The organism is Archangium sp., assembly GCF_036277355.1.
GTDB lineage: Bacteria > Myxococcota > Myxococcia > Myxococcales > Myxococcaceae > Archangium.
This window is the reverse complement of sequence record NZ_DASUNC010000046.1, coordinates 82,466-100,775: the sequence shown is the minus strand read 5'-3', so window position 1 is coordinate 100,775 and position 18,310 is coordinate 82,466. Positions and strand designations below refer to the sequence as shown.

11 protein-coding genes are annotated in these 18,310 nt (G+C 70.1%); 9 read left to right on the top strand and 2 right to left on the bottom strand.

The window, feature by feature from the left end:
- Nucleotides 1-4,386, bottom strand: coding sequence for a hypothetical protein (locus tag VFZ09_RS11785; RefSeq protein ID WP_329727626.1), 4,386 nt, complete (start codon nucleotides 4,384-4,386; stop codon nucleotides 1-3).
- Nucleotides 4,387-4,487: 101 nt separating this feature from the next.
- Between VFZ09_RS11785 and VFZ09_RS11780 the strand changes: the two genes are divergently transcribed.
- The 9 genes from VFZ09_RS11780 (at nucleotide 4,488) to VFZ09_RS11740 (ending at nucleotide 18,066) form a co-directional block, all read left to right on the top strand.
- Nucleotides 4,488-5,342, top strand: a complete 855-nt coding sequence (locus VFZ09_RS11780) for an IF-2 protein (RefSeq protein WP_329727625.1) — start codon at nucleotides 4,488-4,490, stop codon at nucleotides 5,340-5,342.
- A gap of 86 nt (nucleotides 5,343-5,428) precedes the next feature.
- Nucleotides 5,429-5,884 (top strand): dirigent protein, encoded by a 456-nt coding sequence (locus tag VFZ09_RS11775; protein ID WP_329727624.1) that lies wholly within the window; start codon nucleotides 5,429-5,431, stop codon nucleotides 5,882-5,884.
- A gap of 51 nt (nucleotides 5,885-5,935) precedes the next feature.
- On the top strand, nucleotides 5,936-6,481 hold the full coding sequence (locus VFZ09_RS11770) for an MmcQ/YjbR family DNA-binding protein (protein WP_329727623.1): 546 nt from the start codon (nucleotides 5,936-5,938) through the stop codon (nucleotides 6,479-6,481).
- A 68-nt stretch (nucleotides 6,482-6,549) separates the two neighbouring features.
- Nucleotides 6,550-8,406 (top strand): serine/threonine protein kinase, encoded by a 1,857-nt coding sequence (locus tag VFZ09_RS11765; protein ID WP_329727622.1) that lies wholly within the window; start codon nucleotides 6,550-6,552, stop codon nucleotides 8,404-8,406.
- A gap of 104 nt (nucleotides 8,407-8,510) precedes the next feature.
- Nucleotides 8,511-9,446 (top strand): DUF2381 family protein, encoded by a 936-nt coding sequence (locus VFZ09_RS11760; protein ID WP_329727621.1) that lies wholly within the window; start codon nucleotides 8,511-8,513, stop codon nucleotides 9,444-9,446.
- A gap of 4,260 nt (nucleotides 9,447-13,706) precedes the next feature.
- Nucleotides 13,707-14,858, top strand: a complete 1,152-nt coding sequence (locus tag VFZ09_RS11755; protein ID WP_329727620.1) for a serine/threonine protein kinase — start codon at nucleotides 13,707-13,709, stop codon at nucleotides 14,856-14,858.
- A gap of 144 nt (nucleotides 14,859-15,002) precedes the next feature.
- Nucleotides 15,003-16,775 carry a vitamin K epoxide reductase family protein gene (locus VFZ09_RS11750; RefSeq protein WP_329727619.1) on the top strand — a complete coding sequence of 591 codons (1,773 nt, stop codon included), beginning with the start codon at nucleotides 15,003-15,005 and terminating at the stop codon, nucleotides 16,773-16,775.
- On the top strand, nucleotides 16,772-17,728 hold the full coding sequence (locus VFZ09_RS11745) for a hypothetical protein (RefSeq protein WP_329727618.1): 957 nt from the start codon (nucleotides 16,772-16,774) through the stop codon (nucleotides 17,726-17,728). The genes VFZ09_RS11750 and VFZ09_RS11745 overlap by 4 nt, the downstream gene beginning before the upstream one ends.
- Nucleotides 17,729-17,904: 176 nt before the next feature.
- Nucleotides 17,905-18,066, top strand: coding sequence for a hypothetical protein (locus tag VFZ09_RS11740; protein WP_329727617.1), 162 nt, complete (start codon nucleotides 17,905-17,907; stop codon nucleotides 18,064-18,066).
- 71 nt (nucleotides 18,067-18,137) lie between these two features.
- Here VFZ09_RS11740 and VFZ09_RS11735 read toward each other — a convergent pair whose 3' ends face one another.
- On the bottom strand, nucleotides 18,138-18,308 hold the full coding sequence (locus tag VFZ09_RS11735) for a hypothetical protein (protein WP_329727616.1): 171 nt from the start codon (nucleotides 18,306-18,308) through the stop codon (nucleotides 18,138-18,140).
- Nucleotides 18,309-18,310: the final 2 nt, after the last annotated feature.

Below are 18,310 nucleotides of genomic sequence, written 5' to 3'. Positions count from 1 at the left end.
TCAGCCCGGGTCATCGGGTTTCTGGGTGGACGCGGGTGCCGCAGAAGGGGGTGTGCTCCCCTTCGGACGGCGAAGCAACTCATTCTTGACCGCGTTCAGCTCGGCGTTGGCCCGAGCGTAGATGTCCTGCACGGTGTCCGCTCCCTTGCGGGCCGAGAGGCGCTTCAGGGAGGCCAGCTCGGACTCTTGCTCCTCCAAGCGTCGTTTCTGCTCGGCCAGCGTCAGCTCGCGCTCGGCCAGGGTGGACTTCAGGGCGTCGAACTCGCCCTGCAGCTGCTCGAGCTCCTCGGACATCTCCAGGATGGCCTCGGAGTCCGACACCGGCTTGCGCGCCTGGAGCTGCTCGATGCGCTCGCGCATCTGGGCCCGCTCCGTCTCCAGCATCTGGATGCGGTCGGCCAGGGCCTGGGCCGCCCTCGCCTTCTCGGCGCGCTCGGCGTCGAGGAACTTCACCGCCTCGGCGGAGGCCGCCTCCAGCGCCGTCACCCGGCCCTCCAGCCGGATGCGCGCCGCCCGGGCCACCGTGAGGTCCGAGTTGAGCCGCTCGCGCTCGGAGACGAGCGTGCCCTTCTCCATCTCCAGCTTGGCGAACTGCTCCTGGATGGCCTGCGTGGAGCCCTCGCGCTCCCGGAGCCGCCGCTCCGCCTCCTCCGCCCGCGACTCCAGCCCGGCCTGCTTCGCCTTCGCGGCCTCCAGCTCGCCCCGGGCCTCCGCCAGCCGCGTCTCCAACGCGTCCGCCGAGCCCCGCGCCTCGGCCACCCGCTCCCGCTCCGCCTCGCGCTCCTCCTGGGAGCGGGCCAGCTCGGCGCGAAGGGTCTCCAGCTCCGCCCGGGCCGTCTCCAGCCCGCCGCGCGCCGTCTCCAGCGCCTCGCGGACACTCCCGAGCTCCGCGCGCTCCTCCTCCAGGGCCGTCTCCAGCGAGGGCGCCTTGCCCGCGATGCGCCGCGCCGACTCGAGCTGCAGGGTGACCAGCTCCATCTGCTCGTGCTCGGCGGCGAGCCGCGTCCGGACGTCGGCCACCTCCTTCTGGAGGTGCGCGATGTGCATGTCCCGGTCTCGCAGGCCCTGGTGCGCCTGCTGGAGCGCCATGGAGGCCTGATGTGCCTGGAAGCGGGTCATGTCGAGCTGCGCCACCTGGGCCCGCAGCGCCTCCAGCTCCTGGTCCTTCTTCGCGAGGTCGTCCCGGAGTCCCTCCAGCTCCATCCGCACTTCCAGCGCGTCGCGCTTGCGGGTGTCGCGCTCGGTGGAGATGGCCTCCTCGCGTGCCCGGGCCTCCGCGAGCGACTCCTTCACGGCCGCCAGGCTCGCGCGCTCCTCCTCCAGGGTGGCCCGGAGCGCCGCGGAGTCCCGCCGGGCCTCCTCCAGCGCCTCGAGCCGGGCCCGCTCGCGCTCGTCCGCGCCCGCCCGGGCGGACTCCAGGTCCGAGCGCGCCTCGGACAGCGACTGCGCCAGGGCCTCGCGTCCGGCGCGCTCCTCCTCCAGCTTGCGCCGCGTCTCCTCGAGGGACGCCTCGGACAGCTCGCGAGCGCGATCCAGATCCAGGCGCAGCGCGTCCCGCTCCACCTCGAGCCCGGCGCGCACCTGGGCCAGGAGCGCCTCCGCCTTCTCGCGCTCGGACGCGCGCGACACCTCGGCCTCGGTGAGCTGCCGCCGCTCGGCTTCCAGCTGCGTCCAGGCGAGCTCCAGCGACTCCTCGGTGCGCGTCCTGTTCGCGCGCTCCGCCTCCAGCTCGGCCCGGACGGCCGTGAGCTGCCGCCGCTCCTCCTCGAGCTCGGCGAGCACCCGCGTGGTGGACTCCTTCGACGCGCCATGCGCCTGCCACGCGGACTCGAGCCCGGCCCGGGCCAGGGCCAGCTCGGACTCCAGGGCGGTGCCGCGCTGACGCTCCGCCTTGAGCTCGGCCCGCGCCTGCGCCAGGGACTCCTCCACCAGAATCCGCTGCTGCCGCTCCACCTCGAGCCCGGACTGCACCTCCGCCAGCTCGGACGCGAGCCCGGTGCTCCCCTGCCGCTCGGCGTCGAGCCCGGACTGCACCTCGGCGAGGGCCTCCTCCGCGCGGGCCCGCTGCTGGCGCTCCTCCTCGAGCCCGGCCTGGAGCCGCGTGCGCTCCTCCTCCACCTGGACGCGCTGCTGCCGCTCCGACTTCAGCTCGGCACGGACACTCGAGAGCGCCTCGCGCGTCTCCTCGAGCCGCTGGTGCTCCGCCTCCAGCCGGGCCTGGGCCTGGGCAGTGGCCTCCTCCAGCCGCGCCCTGCCCTCGCGCTCCAGCTCCAGCTCGGCCAGCGCCTGCTCGCGCTCCTCTTCGGCCTTCGCCCGCGCCTGCTGCTCCGCCGTGATGGAGCCCTGCGTCGCCTTCAGCGCCGCGTCGAGCCGGGTGATCGACTCCACGTCCGAGGAGCGCACCCGCTCCAGCTCGGAGAGCGTCGCCTCGGCCTCCACCACGCGCCGACGGAGAGCGCCGCGCTCATCGGCCCACTGCTGGCGCTGGGCCTCCAGCCCGGCGAGGGCCCGCGAGGCCTCCTCCCGCGCGGCGGCCTCCACGCGCACCTGGTTCTCGAGCCCCTCGGCGCGCGACTCCTGTTCCTCGCGAGCGGCCTTCTCGCGGGCGGCCTCCGCCTCGGCCTGCTCCGTCCGCGCCCGCTCCTGCGCCACCCGCGTCTCCGCGCGCTGGCGCTCCTCCTCGATGGTCTCCTCCAGCTCGGCCGCGGACCGGACCCGCTCCTCCTCGAGCGACTCCAGGCTGCCCCGGGCCTCGTGCAGTTCCTGCTCGAGCCGGGCCGCCGCCGCGCGCACGTTCTCCTCGGCGCGAGTCCGGGCCTCCACCTCGGCCGTGAGCCGCTCCAGCTCGGCGCGTGCCGCCGTGAGCTCCGTCTCCAGTCCGCGCCACTCGGCCTCGCGGGCCGTCAGGCTCACTTCCGCGTCGCGCCGGGCCGCCTCCGCCGCCGACACGCGCCGGGAGCCGTCCTCCACCTCGCGCGTCAGGCGCGCCAGGTCCGCGTCACGCGAGCGCAGCAGCGAATCGGACGTCTGGCGGGCCTGCTCGGCCCTGGCCACATCCGACTTGAGCAGCTCCACCGCGGCGAGCGACGTCGAATATTGCTCGGCCAGACGCAGCTCGCGCTCACGGGCCGCCTCCACCTGCCGCCGCAGCTCCTCGGCCTGCTCCCGCGCGCGCTCCGCCGAGAGCCGATCCTTCTCGCGCTCGACGCGCAACCCGGCCAGCTCGTCCTGCAGCTCGCGCAGCTGGGCATAGGCCTGGGTGAGGCGCTCGCGCGACTCCTCCAGGGTGGTGTTCAGCTCCTCGCGGCGGGCGCGCTCCAGCCGCAGCGTCTCCTGGGAGCCCAGGGTCTGGACCTCGGCCTCCTTCCGGGCGCGCTCCGCGGCTTCCAGCTCCAGCCGCTGCTGCCCGAGCCGCCGGTCCGCGTCGGCCACGCGCTCCAGGGCCACCTGCAGCTCCAGCTCGGTGCGGCGCAGGCGGGAGGACAGCTCATCGCGCTCGCGCGTCGTCTCCGGGGTGCCGCGCGCCTGCTCCAGCTGGGCGGTGAGGCGGGCCACCTCGTCGCGGGCCAGCTCCAGGGCGGGCTTGAGCTGCGTCACCTCGTTCTCGCGGTCGGTCAGCTCCGCGCGCAGCCGGGTGAGGGACTCCTTGAGGCGGCCGGTGCGCTCCTCCCACCCCTTGGAGCGCTGGGCCACCTCGTCCAGCTTGCCGCGGGTGAAGGCGAGCGGCTCGGGAGGCAGCTGCACCCAGGTGGGGTCCACGATGCGGGCGGGCTCGGCGCCGGCCATCACCACGTAGTAGGCGGCCTCGCTGCCCCGGATGAGGGAGCCGTCCACCTGGAGGCCATCGCCCTTCTCGAAGGCGAGCTGGTAGCCCAGCACGGGCGCCTGCGTGGCGACCTCCACGTTCGGGAAGTGAGGGGAGAGCGCATCGAGCAGCTGCCCGTACGTGGGCGGCACGCCCTCCTCCGTATCCATGAGCTGCCAGAGGGCGAGCCCGGCCGTGTTGCGCAGGCCGCCGATGAGGTAGCCCTGACGGCTGACGAGCCGCGCCAGCTCGGCCAGGAGCGTGGGGGCGCGCACGTAGGGGGCGAGGTCGGCGACGAGCACCAGGTCGAAGCTGCCGGGCTCGAGGTCGTCGTAGATGTTGGCGCGGTAGCGCAGCGAGGCGCCGCCATGGGCCTTCTGGGCCGCCGCCACGGCCGCGAGGTCCGCGTCACAGGCCACGACGGTGCGGGCGCCGCGCTCCAGGAGGAAGCGCGCGCTCTCGCCGCCGGTGGTGGCGACCGCGTCCACCTCCAACACGCGACGGCGTGCGAAGAGGCTCTCCGCGAAGATGTACCGGGGCAACAGCTCGCTGGTCCCCAGGCGGCGGAATGTGGGATGCATGAGTAGGGCCGGCCGAGTATAGCCCTGGAGACGGTTGTCCCAAGGAAAGCACTGGGGCCGGGAAATCGGCTCGCCGCCTGGACGTTCGGGGAGCAAGCGACATGAATCCCATGATGAACCCACAGCAGAACCGCCCGGGCTTCGGCCGCCGGGCCACGAGCGCCTTCACGCGGCTGCTCATCACCCTCCTGATTCTGGGCCTGGGAGGGGCGGTGGCCTTCCTGCTCTCGCAGCTCAACGCGCGCACCTTCACCCTGGCCCAGGAGAACGGGCAACTGGTGGTGATGAAGGGGCGGATGCTGCCCACGGGGGCGGCACCCTACCGGCCAGGTGACGCGCGGCTGGCGGACGCCTACGCCCCCCTGCCCACCGAGGGCCGGGACGTCTCGGGGCTGCTGGAGCAGCGCTTCACCGAGCGGGACGAGCTGGACCGGGCCCTCTTCCCGATACTGGAGGGGCTGGCCCGGCCGCGGGTGCAGTCGGACGAGCCGGCGGTGCTGGAGAAGGGACTCTACTTCCTGCGTCGGGCGGAGCTGCTGTCCGGGCTGACGGAGGAGCAGCGCCGCACGCTGGAGACGATGAAGGCGGACGTGGCCTTCTTCCAGGCGCGGCAGAAGCTGGAGGAGGCGCGGCGGGACGTGACGGAGGCGCTGACGCAGCTGAAGCTGGCGTCGGAGAGCCGCAACCGGAACACGCAGCGGGCCAACCAGATGCTCACCGTGGTGGGCCCGGCGGCCCAGGCGCTGGAGAAGGCCCTGAGGGCGGTGGACGCCAGCCTGGCCGAGTCCGGCTCCTCCCCCACCCCGTCCGGAACGGGCCTTCCCCCTCCGGCTCCCGAGGGCCAGCAGGCAACGCCCCCGCCGCAGCCGCAGGGCACCGGGGCCACGCCGCCGCCCACGACGGCGCCGGCGGGAGTGCGCACCAGCGACAGCGAGACGCAGCAACGCCCCCAGTAGCGGGCCGAGGAATTTGCCCTGATGCCCTCCGGAAGCTAGGTGCGCGGGTTGGCTCCAGAGCGAGCCCACCCAAGGAGGGGAAGAGAATGCGCAAGACCATCCTCATGGCGGTCCTGACCGCGGCGCCGATGCTGAGCTGTGTCAACAACGCGCCCGCGGAGGAAGCGTGGACGCTGAACACCATCGCCGATGCCCGCAGCGGCATCGCCACGCCGGTGGATCTGGGTCCGCCGGGAGACTCGCCGGGCGACATGTTCGTGTTCGACCAGCCGTTGTTGAACGAGGCGAAGGAGACGATCGGGAGCAACAGTGGCTACTGCGTCCGGACGCTGCCCGGGCAGTTCAGCGAGTGCCAGTGGACGCTGACGATGGCCGACGGAACCATCACGGTGGCGGGCCGGGAAGCCGAGACGGGCACGTCGCGGATTCCGATCATCGGAGGCACGGGCACCTACGAAGGGGCGAGCGGCGTGCTGACCACCACCCCCAACGGTGACAGGACGTTCACCCAGGTGCTCACGCTGCTGAAGCCGAAGAAGTAAAGGCGTGTCCGCGTGGGATATATCTGAGGGCCCCACGAGGAGACGCACTCCATGACGATGACGCCGGTTCCCCCCGAGATGAAGCGACTCGAGCCCTTCGAGCTGGCCCTGCGCGAAGCGGGTATGGGCTACCCCGAGGTGACCGAGGACTTCCCGTGGGGGCACCGGACGCTCAAGGTGAAGGGGAAGGCCTTCGTCTTCCTGTCGCTGACGGGCGAGGGCCTGTCGATGTCCATGAAGCTGCCGCAGTCGAACGGCGCGGCGCTGATGCTGCCGTTCGTTCAGCCGACGGGGTACGGCCTGGGCAAGAGCGGCTGGGTGTCCGCCAGCTTCGGTGCGCGTGACACGCCGCCGCTCGACATGCTGCGCAAGTGGCTGGACGAGAGCTACCGGGCGGTGGCGCCCAAGAAGCTCGTGGCACAGCTGGGCGGTGCGGCGGGAGCACCCAAGACGGAGGCCGCGCCCACCAGGACCCGGAGCGCACCGGCCCGGAAGTCCGCGCCGGCCGCGGCGAAGAAGACCGCGACGAAGAAGGCTCCTGTGAAGAAGGCCGCGGCGAAGACGGCCCCCGCCAGGAAGCGAGCTCAACGCGCCTGAGCTCATGGGCGCGGGCCCACCGGATGGCGGCGGTCATGTTACGGTGACCCACCTGAAAGGTGGTGCACATGAACGAGCCCGGGGCGGGCACCCCCCAGCCTGGAGGCACGCGGGCGCGAGGGGTGACGGACAGGCGGCGCGAGCTGGCGCGGCTGCGGGGGCTGGAGGCGGAGAGCGACGCGGCCCTGCTCGCCGCGCTGCCCCCGCTGGGGACCGAGGTGGAGGGGCTCGTCCTGGAGCGAGTCCTCGGCCAGGGCGGCTATGGCACCGTGTACCTGGCCCGGCGGGAAGGCCGGCCGTACGCCGTCAAGTTCACCTCCCTTCCGCGGGCGGCGCAGTGGGCGCTGCGGGAGCTGGGCGCCATGGTGCGCATGGAGACGGTGGGCGGCGTGGGCCTGCGGGGCCATGGCGTGTGGCCGGCCGAGCAGCCGCTCTTCCAGTTCATCGTCATGGACTACGTGCCCGGCCAGGAGCTGTACACCTGGGCCCTGCACCCCCACCGCACGGCCCTGGAGGTGGTGGAGGTGTTGCTGGACCTGGCGCGAGAGCTGGGGGCGGCCCACGGGGCGGGAGTCGTGCACCGCGACGTGAGGGGTGACAACGTGCTGGTGCGCGAGACGGACGGGCGCGCGCTGCTGGTGGACTTTGGCGTGGCGACCTTTCCGGGGGCGCCGCGCGCCACGGGGCCGGAGGTGCCCGGGTGCCGCGAGTACCTCAGCCCCGAGGTGGTGCGCTTCAACCGCGGAGAGCGCGAGCACCACGAGGCCAGTGGGCTGGATGACCTGTGGTCGCTGGGGGTGATGACCTACCGGCTGCTGACGGCCAGCTACCCCTTCCAGGGGCACAACGCGGCGGAGCTGGAGCGGGCGATTCTCCACGAGGCACCCGAGCCGCCGCACGTGCGCAACCCACGCGTGCCCCAGGCGATGAGCGGGCTGTGCCTGCGGTTGCTGGAGAAGGAGCCGCACGCGCGCTACCCGGACACCCAGGCGCTGGACGCGGCGCTGATGGAGGTGAAGCGCGGGGCGGACGAGACGTGGAAGGTGCCGCTGCGCGAGCCCGGTGAGGCACCCGCCACGAAGGACGAGCCGCCCGCCGTGGCCGGGCAGCGTCCACGGCGCGGCCACCGGGGCGCGGTGCTCGCGGGCGGACTCGTGCTCCTCGCGGCGGCATGGCTGTCCCTGTTCCTCTTCACGGGGGCGCCCTCCATCCCACGCGAGGGGACACCGCGAGCGGCCCTACCCGAAGAGTTTTTTCCGGTCGGGTGGGAGCCGGCGGGCCAGGAAGTGGCGCCCCCGAGGAAGGGGCCGGAAGGTGATGGCGGCGCGGCGCCCTCCGGGGCCACCACCCCCGCGCCCGTCGCCAGCGCGACGCTCGCAAAGGACAGCCAGCGCGTGAAGACCGCACGCAGTGCCCCTCCTCCGTCCCGACAGAAGCAGCAGGCGCCAGCCACGGGCCCCATGGCCGCGGGCATGGCCGCCGTGTGCACCCTGCTCTCCGGCTGCCCCGGCGCCCAGGTGCGCCCACCGCCCCCGCCCGTGGAGTGCCCGGCCGGGGCGGTGAAGGCCATGGAGGAGCTGGGCGTCTTCGAGCCGGGGTACCCCATCGGCACCGCCCTCACCGCCCCCAACCTGGGGCAGAGCATGATCACCGTGCGCGGGGGCCCCGTCACCGTGGTGACCATGGACGACAAGGGGAAGCTGGAAGCGGGCTCGGCGCTCTCGGGCCAACTCATCATCGGGAAGGATCGCGTATACGGCCGCCTCACCGAGGCCAGGACGCCCCGGGGAGACACCTTCCCCGTCTGCTTCCAATTCATGCACCGGGACAAGCCGGGCGTACCGATTCGGGGAGAGGGCCCCGGACCGGAACTGCCCCGCATCACCTCCTTCGCGGCGGTGATACCCGTACGCCGCTTCGAATAGCCGCAGCGCGGTGAATCCACCTGGACAAGGCGCGCCCGAACACAGCGAGGCCAACGGCGGAAGTAACTGGTATACTGGCTCACTCTGGAGGTTCTCTCCCCTTCATGCCTGCCCTGCCCGCCGCCCTCGCCGTGCTCGCGCTCCTGGCGAGCGTTCCCGCCGCTGCCCAATCCAGCCCCGCCACCACGGAAGCGGGAGGGGGGCGCCAATTGATGCTGTCGGTGGACGCGCCCGAGCGGGAATACGAGGTACGCATCGGCCCCAATACCCCCCTCAACCTGTTCTTCGACGTGCCGGTGCAGCTCGTCGGACTGGAGGAGCGCGAGCACTTCCGGCGGGTGACAGTGACAGGCGACTCCCTGCTGCTCATGGCCTCGCGTGCGCTGAAGCCAGGGCAGCGGCTGCACATGCCGGTGCGCTTCCTGGACGGCCAGGTGCCAGCGCAAGTGGAGTTCCTCCTGGTGGTGGTGCCCCCAGCCCAGGCCGAGCACCATGTGGAAGTGTACCGCCCGCGCTCCATGGAGAGTGGCCGGGAGCAGGCGCGGGAGGAACGCGAGAAGGCGCGGCAGTGTCAGGCGGAGCTCGCGGAGCGCAAGAAGCTGTCGGGCCTCATGGGCCTGCTCGTCTCCAGGCTGATGAACGCGGAGGGCGTGGTCACCCGTGAGTTCGTCGACGCCCTCACCCGGCTCGCCGGAGAGCAGCTCACGGCGTGGGAGCCCATCAGCTACCGCGCCACCAGCCCGGACAGGGGGAACCCTGAAGTGCAACCCAGGAAGGTACGCGTGGCCATGGAGCTATGGCTGAGCAATGCGAGCACGCTCCCGTGGTTGGCGGCGGGCGCGGAGCTGGTGTCCGGGAGTGGCGTCCGGTGGAGCGCCACGGTGTGGCAGGAGGCACCGGTCCTTCCCGGCCCGCGCAAGCAGCGCGTGGTGGTGGAGGCGGAGATGCCGGAATCGGAAGCGCGAGGCGACTTCCTGCTGGAGCTCTGGGAGGAGGGCCGGACGAGGCCCGTCACCTTTGGCGGTGTGTCCTTCCCGTGAGACGGCTCACATCCGACTGGTTCATGGGAGGATCAGACCCGGTGATACCCTGGGTGAACACAGGGAGGCCCCATGCCAAAGAGACCTTTGCTGTTCCTGCTTTCCATGCTGACGAGTTGCACGGCCTTCGGACCGGACGGCACCATCCCCATGGCCCTCCACAGGGACATGGTGAATCGCTTCAAGCACTGCCCGCTGAGCAATGAAGAATGGATGGACAAATGCGGTGAAGACTACTGGAGCAGACTGCCCTCGCAACAAAAGAGATGTCCTGACGTATGTAAACCCAGGGATTAACAGGAATGGCGCATGAAATGGCGCAAAGTAGTGTCCACCTTACTCGTTCTCCTTATGCCTCTGCCCCTTGTCTGGTTGGTCTACATCGCCATGTCCGGGCATGGGTCCAGTGCGCAGATGACGCTGCCCCCGGGTAGGGCGCTCATCCCCGTACTCTCTCATGAGGAGCGCATGCGCCTGACCACCTATGCGCATGACTGTCGCACGGACGCGGACTGCGATCCTCCACTCCGCTGCGCCTACGACGTACCGACAAGCCGCTACCACTGCACGGACAGTTTGTGCACGGGGGATGAACATTGCCCACAAGGCTTCACCTGCATCCCCTGGTCCGTTGAAAATGACAAGGACCTGATCGGTATCTGCTCGCTCACCGGCGTGCGCAAGGAGGGGGAACTCTGCGAACGCCTGCCTGAAAGCCCGAAGGACGGCTGTGCCAAGGGCCTCTTCTGCCATGGGTTCTGCGGTCGCCCATGCCGGGTGGACGAGTCCGCCAGTTGCCCGAAGGGGTACTATTGCCGTTCCGACGAAGAAGGTTCCTACTGCATGCCCACCTGTGAAGACCGTCCCTGTCCGGCGGACCAGCGCTGTATCGGGTTGATGGCAGGACAGGGGTCTGTCTGCATGACGATTCATGGACAAGATTGCGAGCAAACCCCCTGTCCGCAGGGCCAGCACTGCACACTCAACGCCAATCCGCGCACTCCGGGTCACATGTGGATGGAATGTCTGCAGGGTTGTGGCACGAGCCAGCCTCCCTGCCCTGACGGAACGGCCTGCTTCCTCTTTCAATGCCGCAAGTCGTGTGACCCCGAAAACCCCACGACTTGCGGACCCGCTTTCCATTGTGGCCGCAAACACCCCAGTCAGCCCTGGGTGTGCCTTCCGGGCTCCAAGACTTGAACGCAGGGCGTTGCACTGCCCTATTCCATTCCAACCATGACATGTCGCACTCGACTGGCTGCACTGCTCGGTCTTCTACTGCCCTTGCCGCTGCTGTGGCTGCTTTTCACCTCCTTACCTGGCCCTCACCTGGGCAGGCCACGCGCTCAGCAACCGGATGTCATTCCCATGCTCACCGACGTGGAGCGGCAGAACGTGCTCACCTATGGCCGGGAGTGCAGCACGGACGCGGACTGTGATCCGCGGCTCCGCTGCTTCTTCAGTATGGTGACCCAGGACAGCTACTGCGTGGACAGCCGGTGCATGACGGACCAGCAGTGCCAGGATGGATTCACTTGCCAGACCTATAAAGCCAGGAATGGCAATGATCTGCTCAAGGCTTGTTCGTTGGTGGGAAAGCGCAAGGAGGGAGAGGTGTGCGCCATGTTCACCCGCGAGCTCCAATACGGATGTGAGCGAGGCCTGTTTTGTCATTTCCGGTGCGGCCGTCCATGCCAGGTGGACGACCCCAGGAGTTGCCCGGAAGGCTACTTCTGCGAGGAGCATCCCGCGGCCGTGGGTGCCGCCTGCCAGCCCACGTGCGAGGGACGCACCTGTCCCGAGGGCCAGCAATGCGTCTCCGTGGGCGGACGTGTCTCCATCTGCGCCACGGTGCATGGGCAGAACTGCAAGCAGACCCCCTGCCCAGAGGGACAGGTTTGTACGTTCAGTGAATATCCCCAGCCGGCGGACGAGGTATGGATGGGCTGCGCGCACACCTGTGGCCCCACGGAGGATGATACACCGTGCCCTGAAGGAACCGTCTGCGAGTTGTACCGGTGCCGGAAGACTTGCACTCCTGGCGTTTCCACGACCTGCGAACCGGGTTACAGCTGTAAGCGGCAGCCTGATGACAGGTGGCTTTGTAGACCCGACCACCGGACCGAGGGTGAGGATTGACACAGCCCTTCCCGCCGATGGGAGCCTCCACCGAGTTCGCCACACCCCACGAAATCCATGAAATGGCGCATGGTGCTGCCCGCGGTGCTGGTGCTCCTCATTCCCTTGCCCCTGGTGTGGCTGCTCTCTATCGCCATGTCCAGACCCGAACCCGGTGCGCGGATGGAGTTGCCCCAGGGCAGGAGTCTCGTCCCCATGCTATCGCGAGAGGAGCGTCTGTCCCTGCTCACCTACGCCCATGACTGCCGCACGGACACGGACTGCGACCCTCCACTCCGCTGCTCCTACGACGCGCCGACACAGCGTCACCACTGCACCGACAGTCTATGCACAGCGGACGAACATTGCCCGCAGGGCTCCACCTGCATTCCGTGGTCCGTTGAGAATGGCAAGGATCTGATCGGAGTCTGTTCCCTGATCGGCACGCGCAAGGAGGGAGAACTGTGCATGAGGTTGCCTTCGGACCGCGAGGACGGCTGCATCAAAAGTCTTGTTTGTCAAGGGTTCTGCGGTCGCCCATGCCGGGCAGACCCGCCCGACAGCTGCCCGGAAGCCTCCTTCTGTCATACGGGGAAAATAAGCTCTTCCTGCCTCCCCACATGTGAAGGCCGTCCCTGCCCAGCTGGCCAACGGTGTGTTCAGCTATTAGGAGAACACGCGTCTGTCTGCATGGCAGTCCATGGATACGACTGCGAGAAAGCCCCCTGCCCCCAGGGATTGAAGTGCATTCGAAACACGTATCCGAGCACTCCGGGCCATATCTGGATGGAATGCCTCCAGGGTTGTGGTGGGAGCAGACCGCCCTGTCCTGAGGGGACAGCCTGCTTCCTCTTCCAGTGCCGCAAGACATGCGACCCCGAAAACTCCTCGGCCTGCGGACCCGATTTCTCCTGCGGTCGCAACCATCCCAGCCAGCCCTGGGCGTGTGTTCCGGGCCTCCCTGAAGAAAATTGAGCATGGACCTTGTCGCTCCCTACTTCTCTGAACCATGACATGGCGTACTCGACTGGCCGCACTGCTCGGTCTTCTGCTGCCTCTACCACTGGTGTGGTTGCTGTTCCTGTACGGCCATGGACCCGGAGATGACAGGGTGTCGTCACCCGCGCAGCCAGGCCTCATTCCCATGCTCACGCCCGGCGAGCGTCAAAGCCTGCTCACCTACAAGCAGGAGTGCCGCACGGACGCGGATTGCGAACAACCCCTCCGCTGCTTCTTCAACATGCTGGTGCAGCACAGTTACTGCGCGGACAGCACGTGCATGACAGAGCAGCACTGCCCGGAGGGATTCACCTGCCAGACCTGGGCCGCCAACAACGAGCGGGATCAACTCCGCACCTGCTCGGTCGTGGGAGTCCGCAAGGAAGGAGAGGTATGCGAGATGCTCCCCCGCGAACGCGAGGATGGTTGCGAGCGGGGCTTGCTCTGCCGGAGCCGGTGCGGTCGTCCGTGCCGGTTGGAAGACGCCTCGACCTGCCCCGAAGGCTCCTTCTGCGAAGATGATCCATCGGGCCCCTCCTGCCAACCGACGTGTGAGGGGCGCAACTGCCCCGAGGGTCAGCGGTGCGTCTCCAGAGGCGGGCGCATCTCCGTCTGCGCAGAGGTTCTCGGACAGGACTGCCAACGGAACACCTGTCCCCAGGGACAGGTCTGCTCCATCCATGAGTCCCCCAAGCATGCGCACACGGTGTGGATGGACTGCCTGCAACCCTGCGGCACCCAAGATGCTCCTACTTGTCCCGAAGGGACGGTCTGCCATCTATACCGATGCCGCAAGTCTTGTACTCCCGAGGACGCCTCAGCCTGTGAAAAGGGATTCAAATGCGGACGCCGCCCCGGAGAACCTTGGACGTGCATACCGGACACACGGTCCGCGCAAGAGGGTTGACCCCTCCCTGCGCCAATAAACGGAGCAGCACATGACAAATGAGCGCGCGCCCCGCGCTGTAAACGCTTTTGCAACGCGCGCCCCGATTTACAGCGCGAAGCTCCAGGCAGCAAACCCCGCACGTCCTTATCCGCCGCTGGACTTCGAAAGTACAGTCCGCCCCGCCTCCAGACAGCGGCGTCCACCCAGCGTCCGGGAAGGAGCCGCCTTCCACCGGAGGCAGGAGCGTTGCGCGCATGGGTTCGGGTTTCCGCAGGCAGACCGTCCGGGGCAAGGAGGCCACGAAGCATGTCCTCTTCTCACACCAGGGCACGGACTACCTCGTCGTCTGGCGGATGGGCTCCACCCCGAACGGGCTGGAGCACTACCTGGTCCGTCCGCGCAGCCACGGGCACGTGGGCGAGCCCCTGGAGGCGGAGCTGTTGCCGCACGGAGCGCCCGCCCCGGCACACCAACGGCTGGAGGAGCAGGTGCGGATGGCCTCGCGGCTCGTGCACCCGGCCATCGAGCGCGTCCTCGGACTGCACACGGCGGGGGACGAGACGTTCCTCCTCAAGGAGCATGTGGATGGCTGCTCCCTGGGGACGGTCATCAGCTTCAGTGTGCTGCGGGAAGACCGGTGGATGTCCGAGCCCTTCTGCCTCTACGTCGCCGGTGCGGTGGCCGAGGCGCTGCACCACCTCCACGCCGCGACGGATGAGGAAGGCCAGCCGCTGGGGCTCGTCCACCGCGCGCTCAACCCCTGTGGGATTCGTATCGGGTGGGAGGGAACGGTGAAGCTGGGAGACTTCGCATCGGCGTATTCACTGCTGCCCCAGCGGGTACCGACCCCCGGGGGGCTGCTGCGGGGCGAGCTCGAGTACGCCGCGCCGGAGCGCCTGGCACATCTCCGCACGGCCGTGCCGGACGCCCGCTGGGATGTCTTCTCGCTGGGCCTGGTGTTGCTGGAGGCGCTGACCGGAAACTGCCTCTATGGGCTGACCTCCTTGCAGGCAGCGGCCGGCCTGCCGGCGAGGCGCACCCTCCCACGGAGCACGGTGCGCGCGGAGCGGCCGAGCTGGGCCAGGCCCGAACACCTGAAGGCACTGGCCGCGGCCTTGCGTCCCGAGCACGTGGAAGAGGCCCTCCAGGGGGTGTCGGCGCCTGTGAAGCGCCTCGTCCACAAGGCGCTGCGCGTCAACCCCGACGAGAGGTACGCGACCGCAGCGGAGTTGCGGGACGACCTCCAGGAGAACCTCCGAGCCTCGCGAGAACAGCCTTATGGAGCGCGCATGGCCGCGATGGAGCTTCTCATGGCCCGGACCGAGGCGGCGGGCTCGCCCCGAAGGCAGGGAGCCTCGCTGATGGAGCGGGGCATCTTCCCGGAGGACGTGCCCGGGTATTCGTGAAGGCTGGAGGACATTCCCCCTGCCCACTCTTCATCGCCCGGGAGCCGGCTCTGTTCATTGGTGCTCGTGCCAGCGGCCTACCGGCGTCACGAACCCGCCCCCCGCCTTATCTCCGGGAAGCGCGCCCTTCCGGCGTGCATCCCGATGCTTCGAGATCCCGACGTCCCCAGCGATGACCCGGCGGAGGTCCTCGCCGAGGTGGCCCGGCGCCTGGGCCTGCGCTACTCGCGAACCCACGTGCGAGAGGTCCTCGCGCGCCATGCGCAACCGGGCACCCTGTTGGCCCTGGCGCAGGAGGCTCCCGCGCTGGGGCTGGACGTCACGGCCGGCCAGGGAGACCTGGAGACCCTCGATGCCCTGGATGCGGACGAGCTGCCCGCCATCCTCCACTTCCAGTCCGGACCCCAGGGGGGCTTCGGCCTGCTCGAAGCGGTCATCCCGCCTTCCGAGGACACGCCGGGCGGCTTCCGCATCTGGGACAGCCGGCGGGGCAGCCGGGAGATGGATCGGGACACGCTCTCGGCCCTCTGGTCGGGCGTCGTGGTCTTCCTGGAGTACGGCGGCGAGGGCGAGCCCGAGCCGGGCTATCTCCGTCACCGCGCGCGGGAGCTGCTCCTCCGGGAGTGGAAGCTGAAGACGGCCCTCGCCGGCCCGTCCGCCTCGCCCTGGATGCGTGGGGCCCTGGCCGCGCTGGTGGGCGTGCTGCTCGTGCTGGCCGTGCTCGCCCAACCTTCCGGGCTCCGGCTGCCCACCGCGCTGCTGGCCCTGCTCTGTGGAGTGGGACTCACGGCGTCCCTGGCGGCGCTCTCGTGGACCCGAGGTGGCAAGGCCTCGCGCCTGTGCGGAGGTGGTGGACCGCTGGACTGCGAGAGCGTGCTGCTCTCCGCCTGGGCGAGTCCCGCCGGAGTGCCACTGGCCGGGCTGGGCACCGCCTTCTTCGGAGCCCTGTTGCTGGTGCTGTGCACCGCTCCGCTCGGCGGAGGCCCCGTGCAGGCGTGGCTCACGGGAGCGGCCTTCCTCCCCACCCTGCCCCTCTCCCTGCTCCTGGTCGTGGCGCAGGTGCGGATGCGGCGCTTCTGCACGCTCTGCATGATGGTGCACGCGGTGGACCTTGGCGGCGCGGCCGTCTTCCTCCTGGGAGTCCTGCCGCACGGGCCCACACCGCCTCCGGGGCTGCTCCCCGCCGCGCTGTTGCTGGTGCTCCTGCTCGGGCTGGTGCTGTCCTCGGCGGTGCCCCTGCTCTCCCGGGGCGGCGAGGGCGAGTCCCTCCTCCGCGAGCACACGCGCCTGCTGCGCTCTCCGCTGGCGACGCTCGCCCAGCTCTCCCAGGAGCCACGGCTGAACCTGGACGGAGAAGCCCTCGGTCCCCGGCTGGGAGAGCCGGACGCACCGCACGTGCTCGTCGTCCTGGCGCACCCCGCATGCAGCCACTGCGGCCCCGTCCTCGAGGAGCTGGAGGCGCTGGTGACTCGGCGGGGAACGCAGGTGCGCGCACACGTGGCACTCGCGCCCATGGATCCAGATGACCCGGGAGACCAGGCGGCATGCGAGGCGCTCGCGGCGGCCGGCGTGGCCTGGGGAGGCGAGGTCTTCCTCCAGCTCTTCCGCGCGGCGAAACGGGACTCCGCGCGCCTGCGGAACGCCGGGGATCCCCTGGCCCTCGTGGCGGCCGATGCCGGACAGGAAGCCGGAACACTCAGGGCCGTACGGGAGAGCGCCCGGGACCGGGTGCGCGCGGCCGCGGCGCTCAAGCAGCGCCATGCCCGGGGCCTGCCCACGCTCTTCCTCGATGGCCGCCGCTGCGAGGCGCCGCTGGCCCATGTCGCCGTGTGGCTCGACCCACCTGCCCTGCTCGACACCCTCACGCCCCGGGCCTCCTCCAGCGAGCCCCACCACGACGGAGCACACGCACCATGACGACCCGCTCACCCGCCCGGCCCGTGCTCTTCGTGGGCTCCCGCGACGACGCTCACATCTCCGAGCTGGCGCGCCGGGTCGAGCAGGAGGGAGTCGAGGCCCTCGTGGTGGACACCCTCACCTTCCCGCAGGAGACGCGCCTGTCGCTGACGGAGGGCCTCGACGGCATCATCCTGGATGGGCGGCGGCTCGAGCGGCCCGGGTCCATCTACCTGCGCAGCTACCACGCCCATCCGCTCACCTTCGGCGTGGACGCGCGGGAGGCGATGGACGACGACTGGCGCACCACGCTCGTGGCCTTCCGGGAGAAGACCACGCTGCTGCGCGGGCTGGTGGGGCGCTGGGAGGCCATGGGTGTGCCGCTCTACAACCCGCTCGCCTCGGACTGGCGCACGCCCAAGCCGGTGCAGCTCGCGCTCCTGGCGGACGCGGGGCTGCCGGTGCCAGAGACACTCTGGACGAATGATCCGGAGGCGGTACGCCGGTTCGCCGCGGGCCGGCGCGTGGCCTACAAGCCCGTCGAGGGGGGCGCGGCCACGCTGGAGCTGGGGCCCGAGGATCTCACCGGCGCACGGCTGGAGGCGCTGGAAGCCGCGCCCGTCACCTTCCAGGAGTTGATGCCCGGCGAGGACGTGCGCGTCTACGTGCTCGACGGGGAGATCATCGCCAGCCTGCGCATCATCTCGCGCGCGCTCGACTTCCGGCAGAACGAGGAGCGCATCGAGTCCTTCGAGCTGCCACCCGAGGTGGCGCGCCAGTGCCTCCGGGCCGCGGAGGTGGTGGGGCTGCGCTGGACGGGGATGGACCTCAAGCGCGACGCACGGGGCACGCTGCGCTTCCTCGAGCTCAACGCCTCGCCCATGTTCCTCGGCTTCGACGCGCGCGCGGGCACGGACCTCCTCGGACAGCTGGCGAGGGCGCTCGTGCGAGCCGCGCGCATTCCCATTCCCTGAGCCCACGAGCGGCCGAGCGCCCGTGCCCGAGGCAGGCGGGCAATCGGGCACGGAATGGCTTCTCGGCTCTCCTGGACTGGGCTCTCTCCGGGAGTCGTTCTCTCGAATGCAGGTTCATCGAGCGCCTGCGGCACGTGGGATGGACCCGCGCGCCACCGAAGCCTGGAGAGACGACCATGGAGCCGAAGAAGGAGAAGAAGGTCAAGAAGATCAAGGAGCTCTTCGTGCAGGACCTCGCTCGCATCGAGGGTGGCGCCGGGGCGGAGAAGGGCCCGAAGTGCCCGGACATCACCACCTACGCGTGTGGCGAAGAGCCCGTGGGCTGTCTGGCCTGCTGAGCATCGCCGTTGAATCCGGGCAGAGGCCGGTGGGGCTCCCCCACCGCCCTGCCGTCCGGCCCCGCGGTCCGTTATCGCCACAACCCGGCGAGCACCGTGCGTGAGGCCACGAGCACGAGCGCGCCGAGCACCAGCGCGATCAGCACCAGCAGCACGAGGAGCCGCCCGGAGCGTGGACGCATGACGGTGCGCAGCTCCTCGGTGAGTGTCAGGTCGTCCTCGTCCTCCTCACGCGGGTGCATCC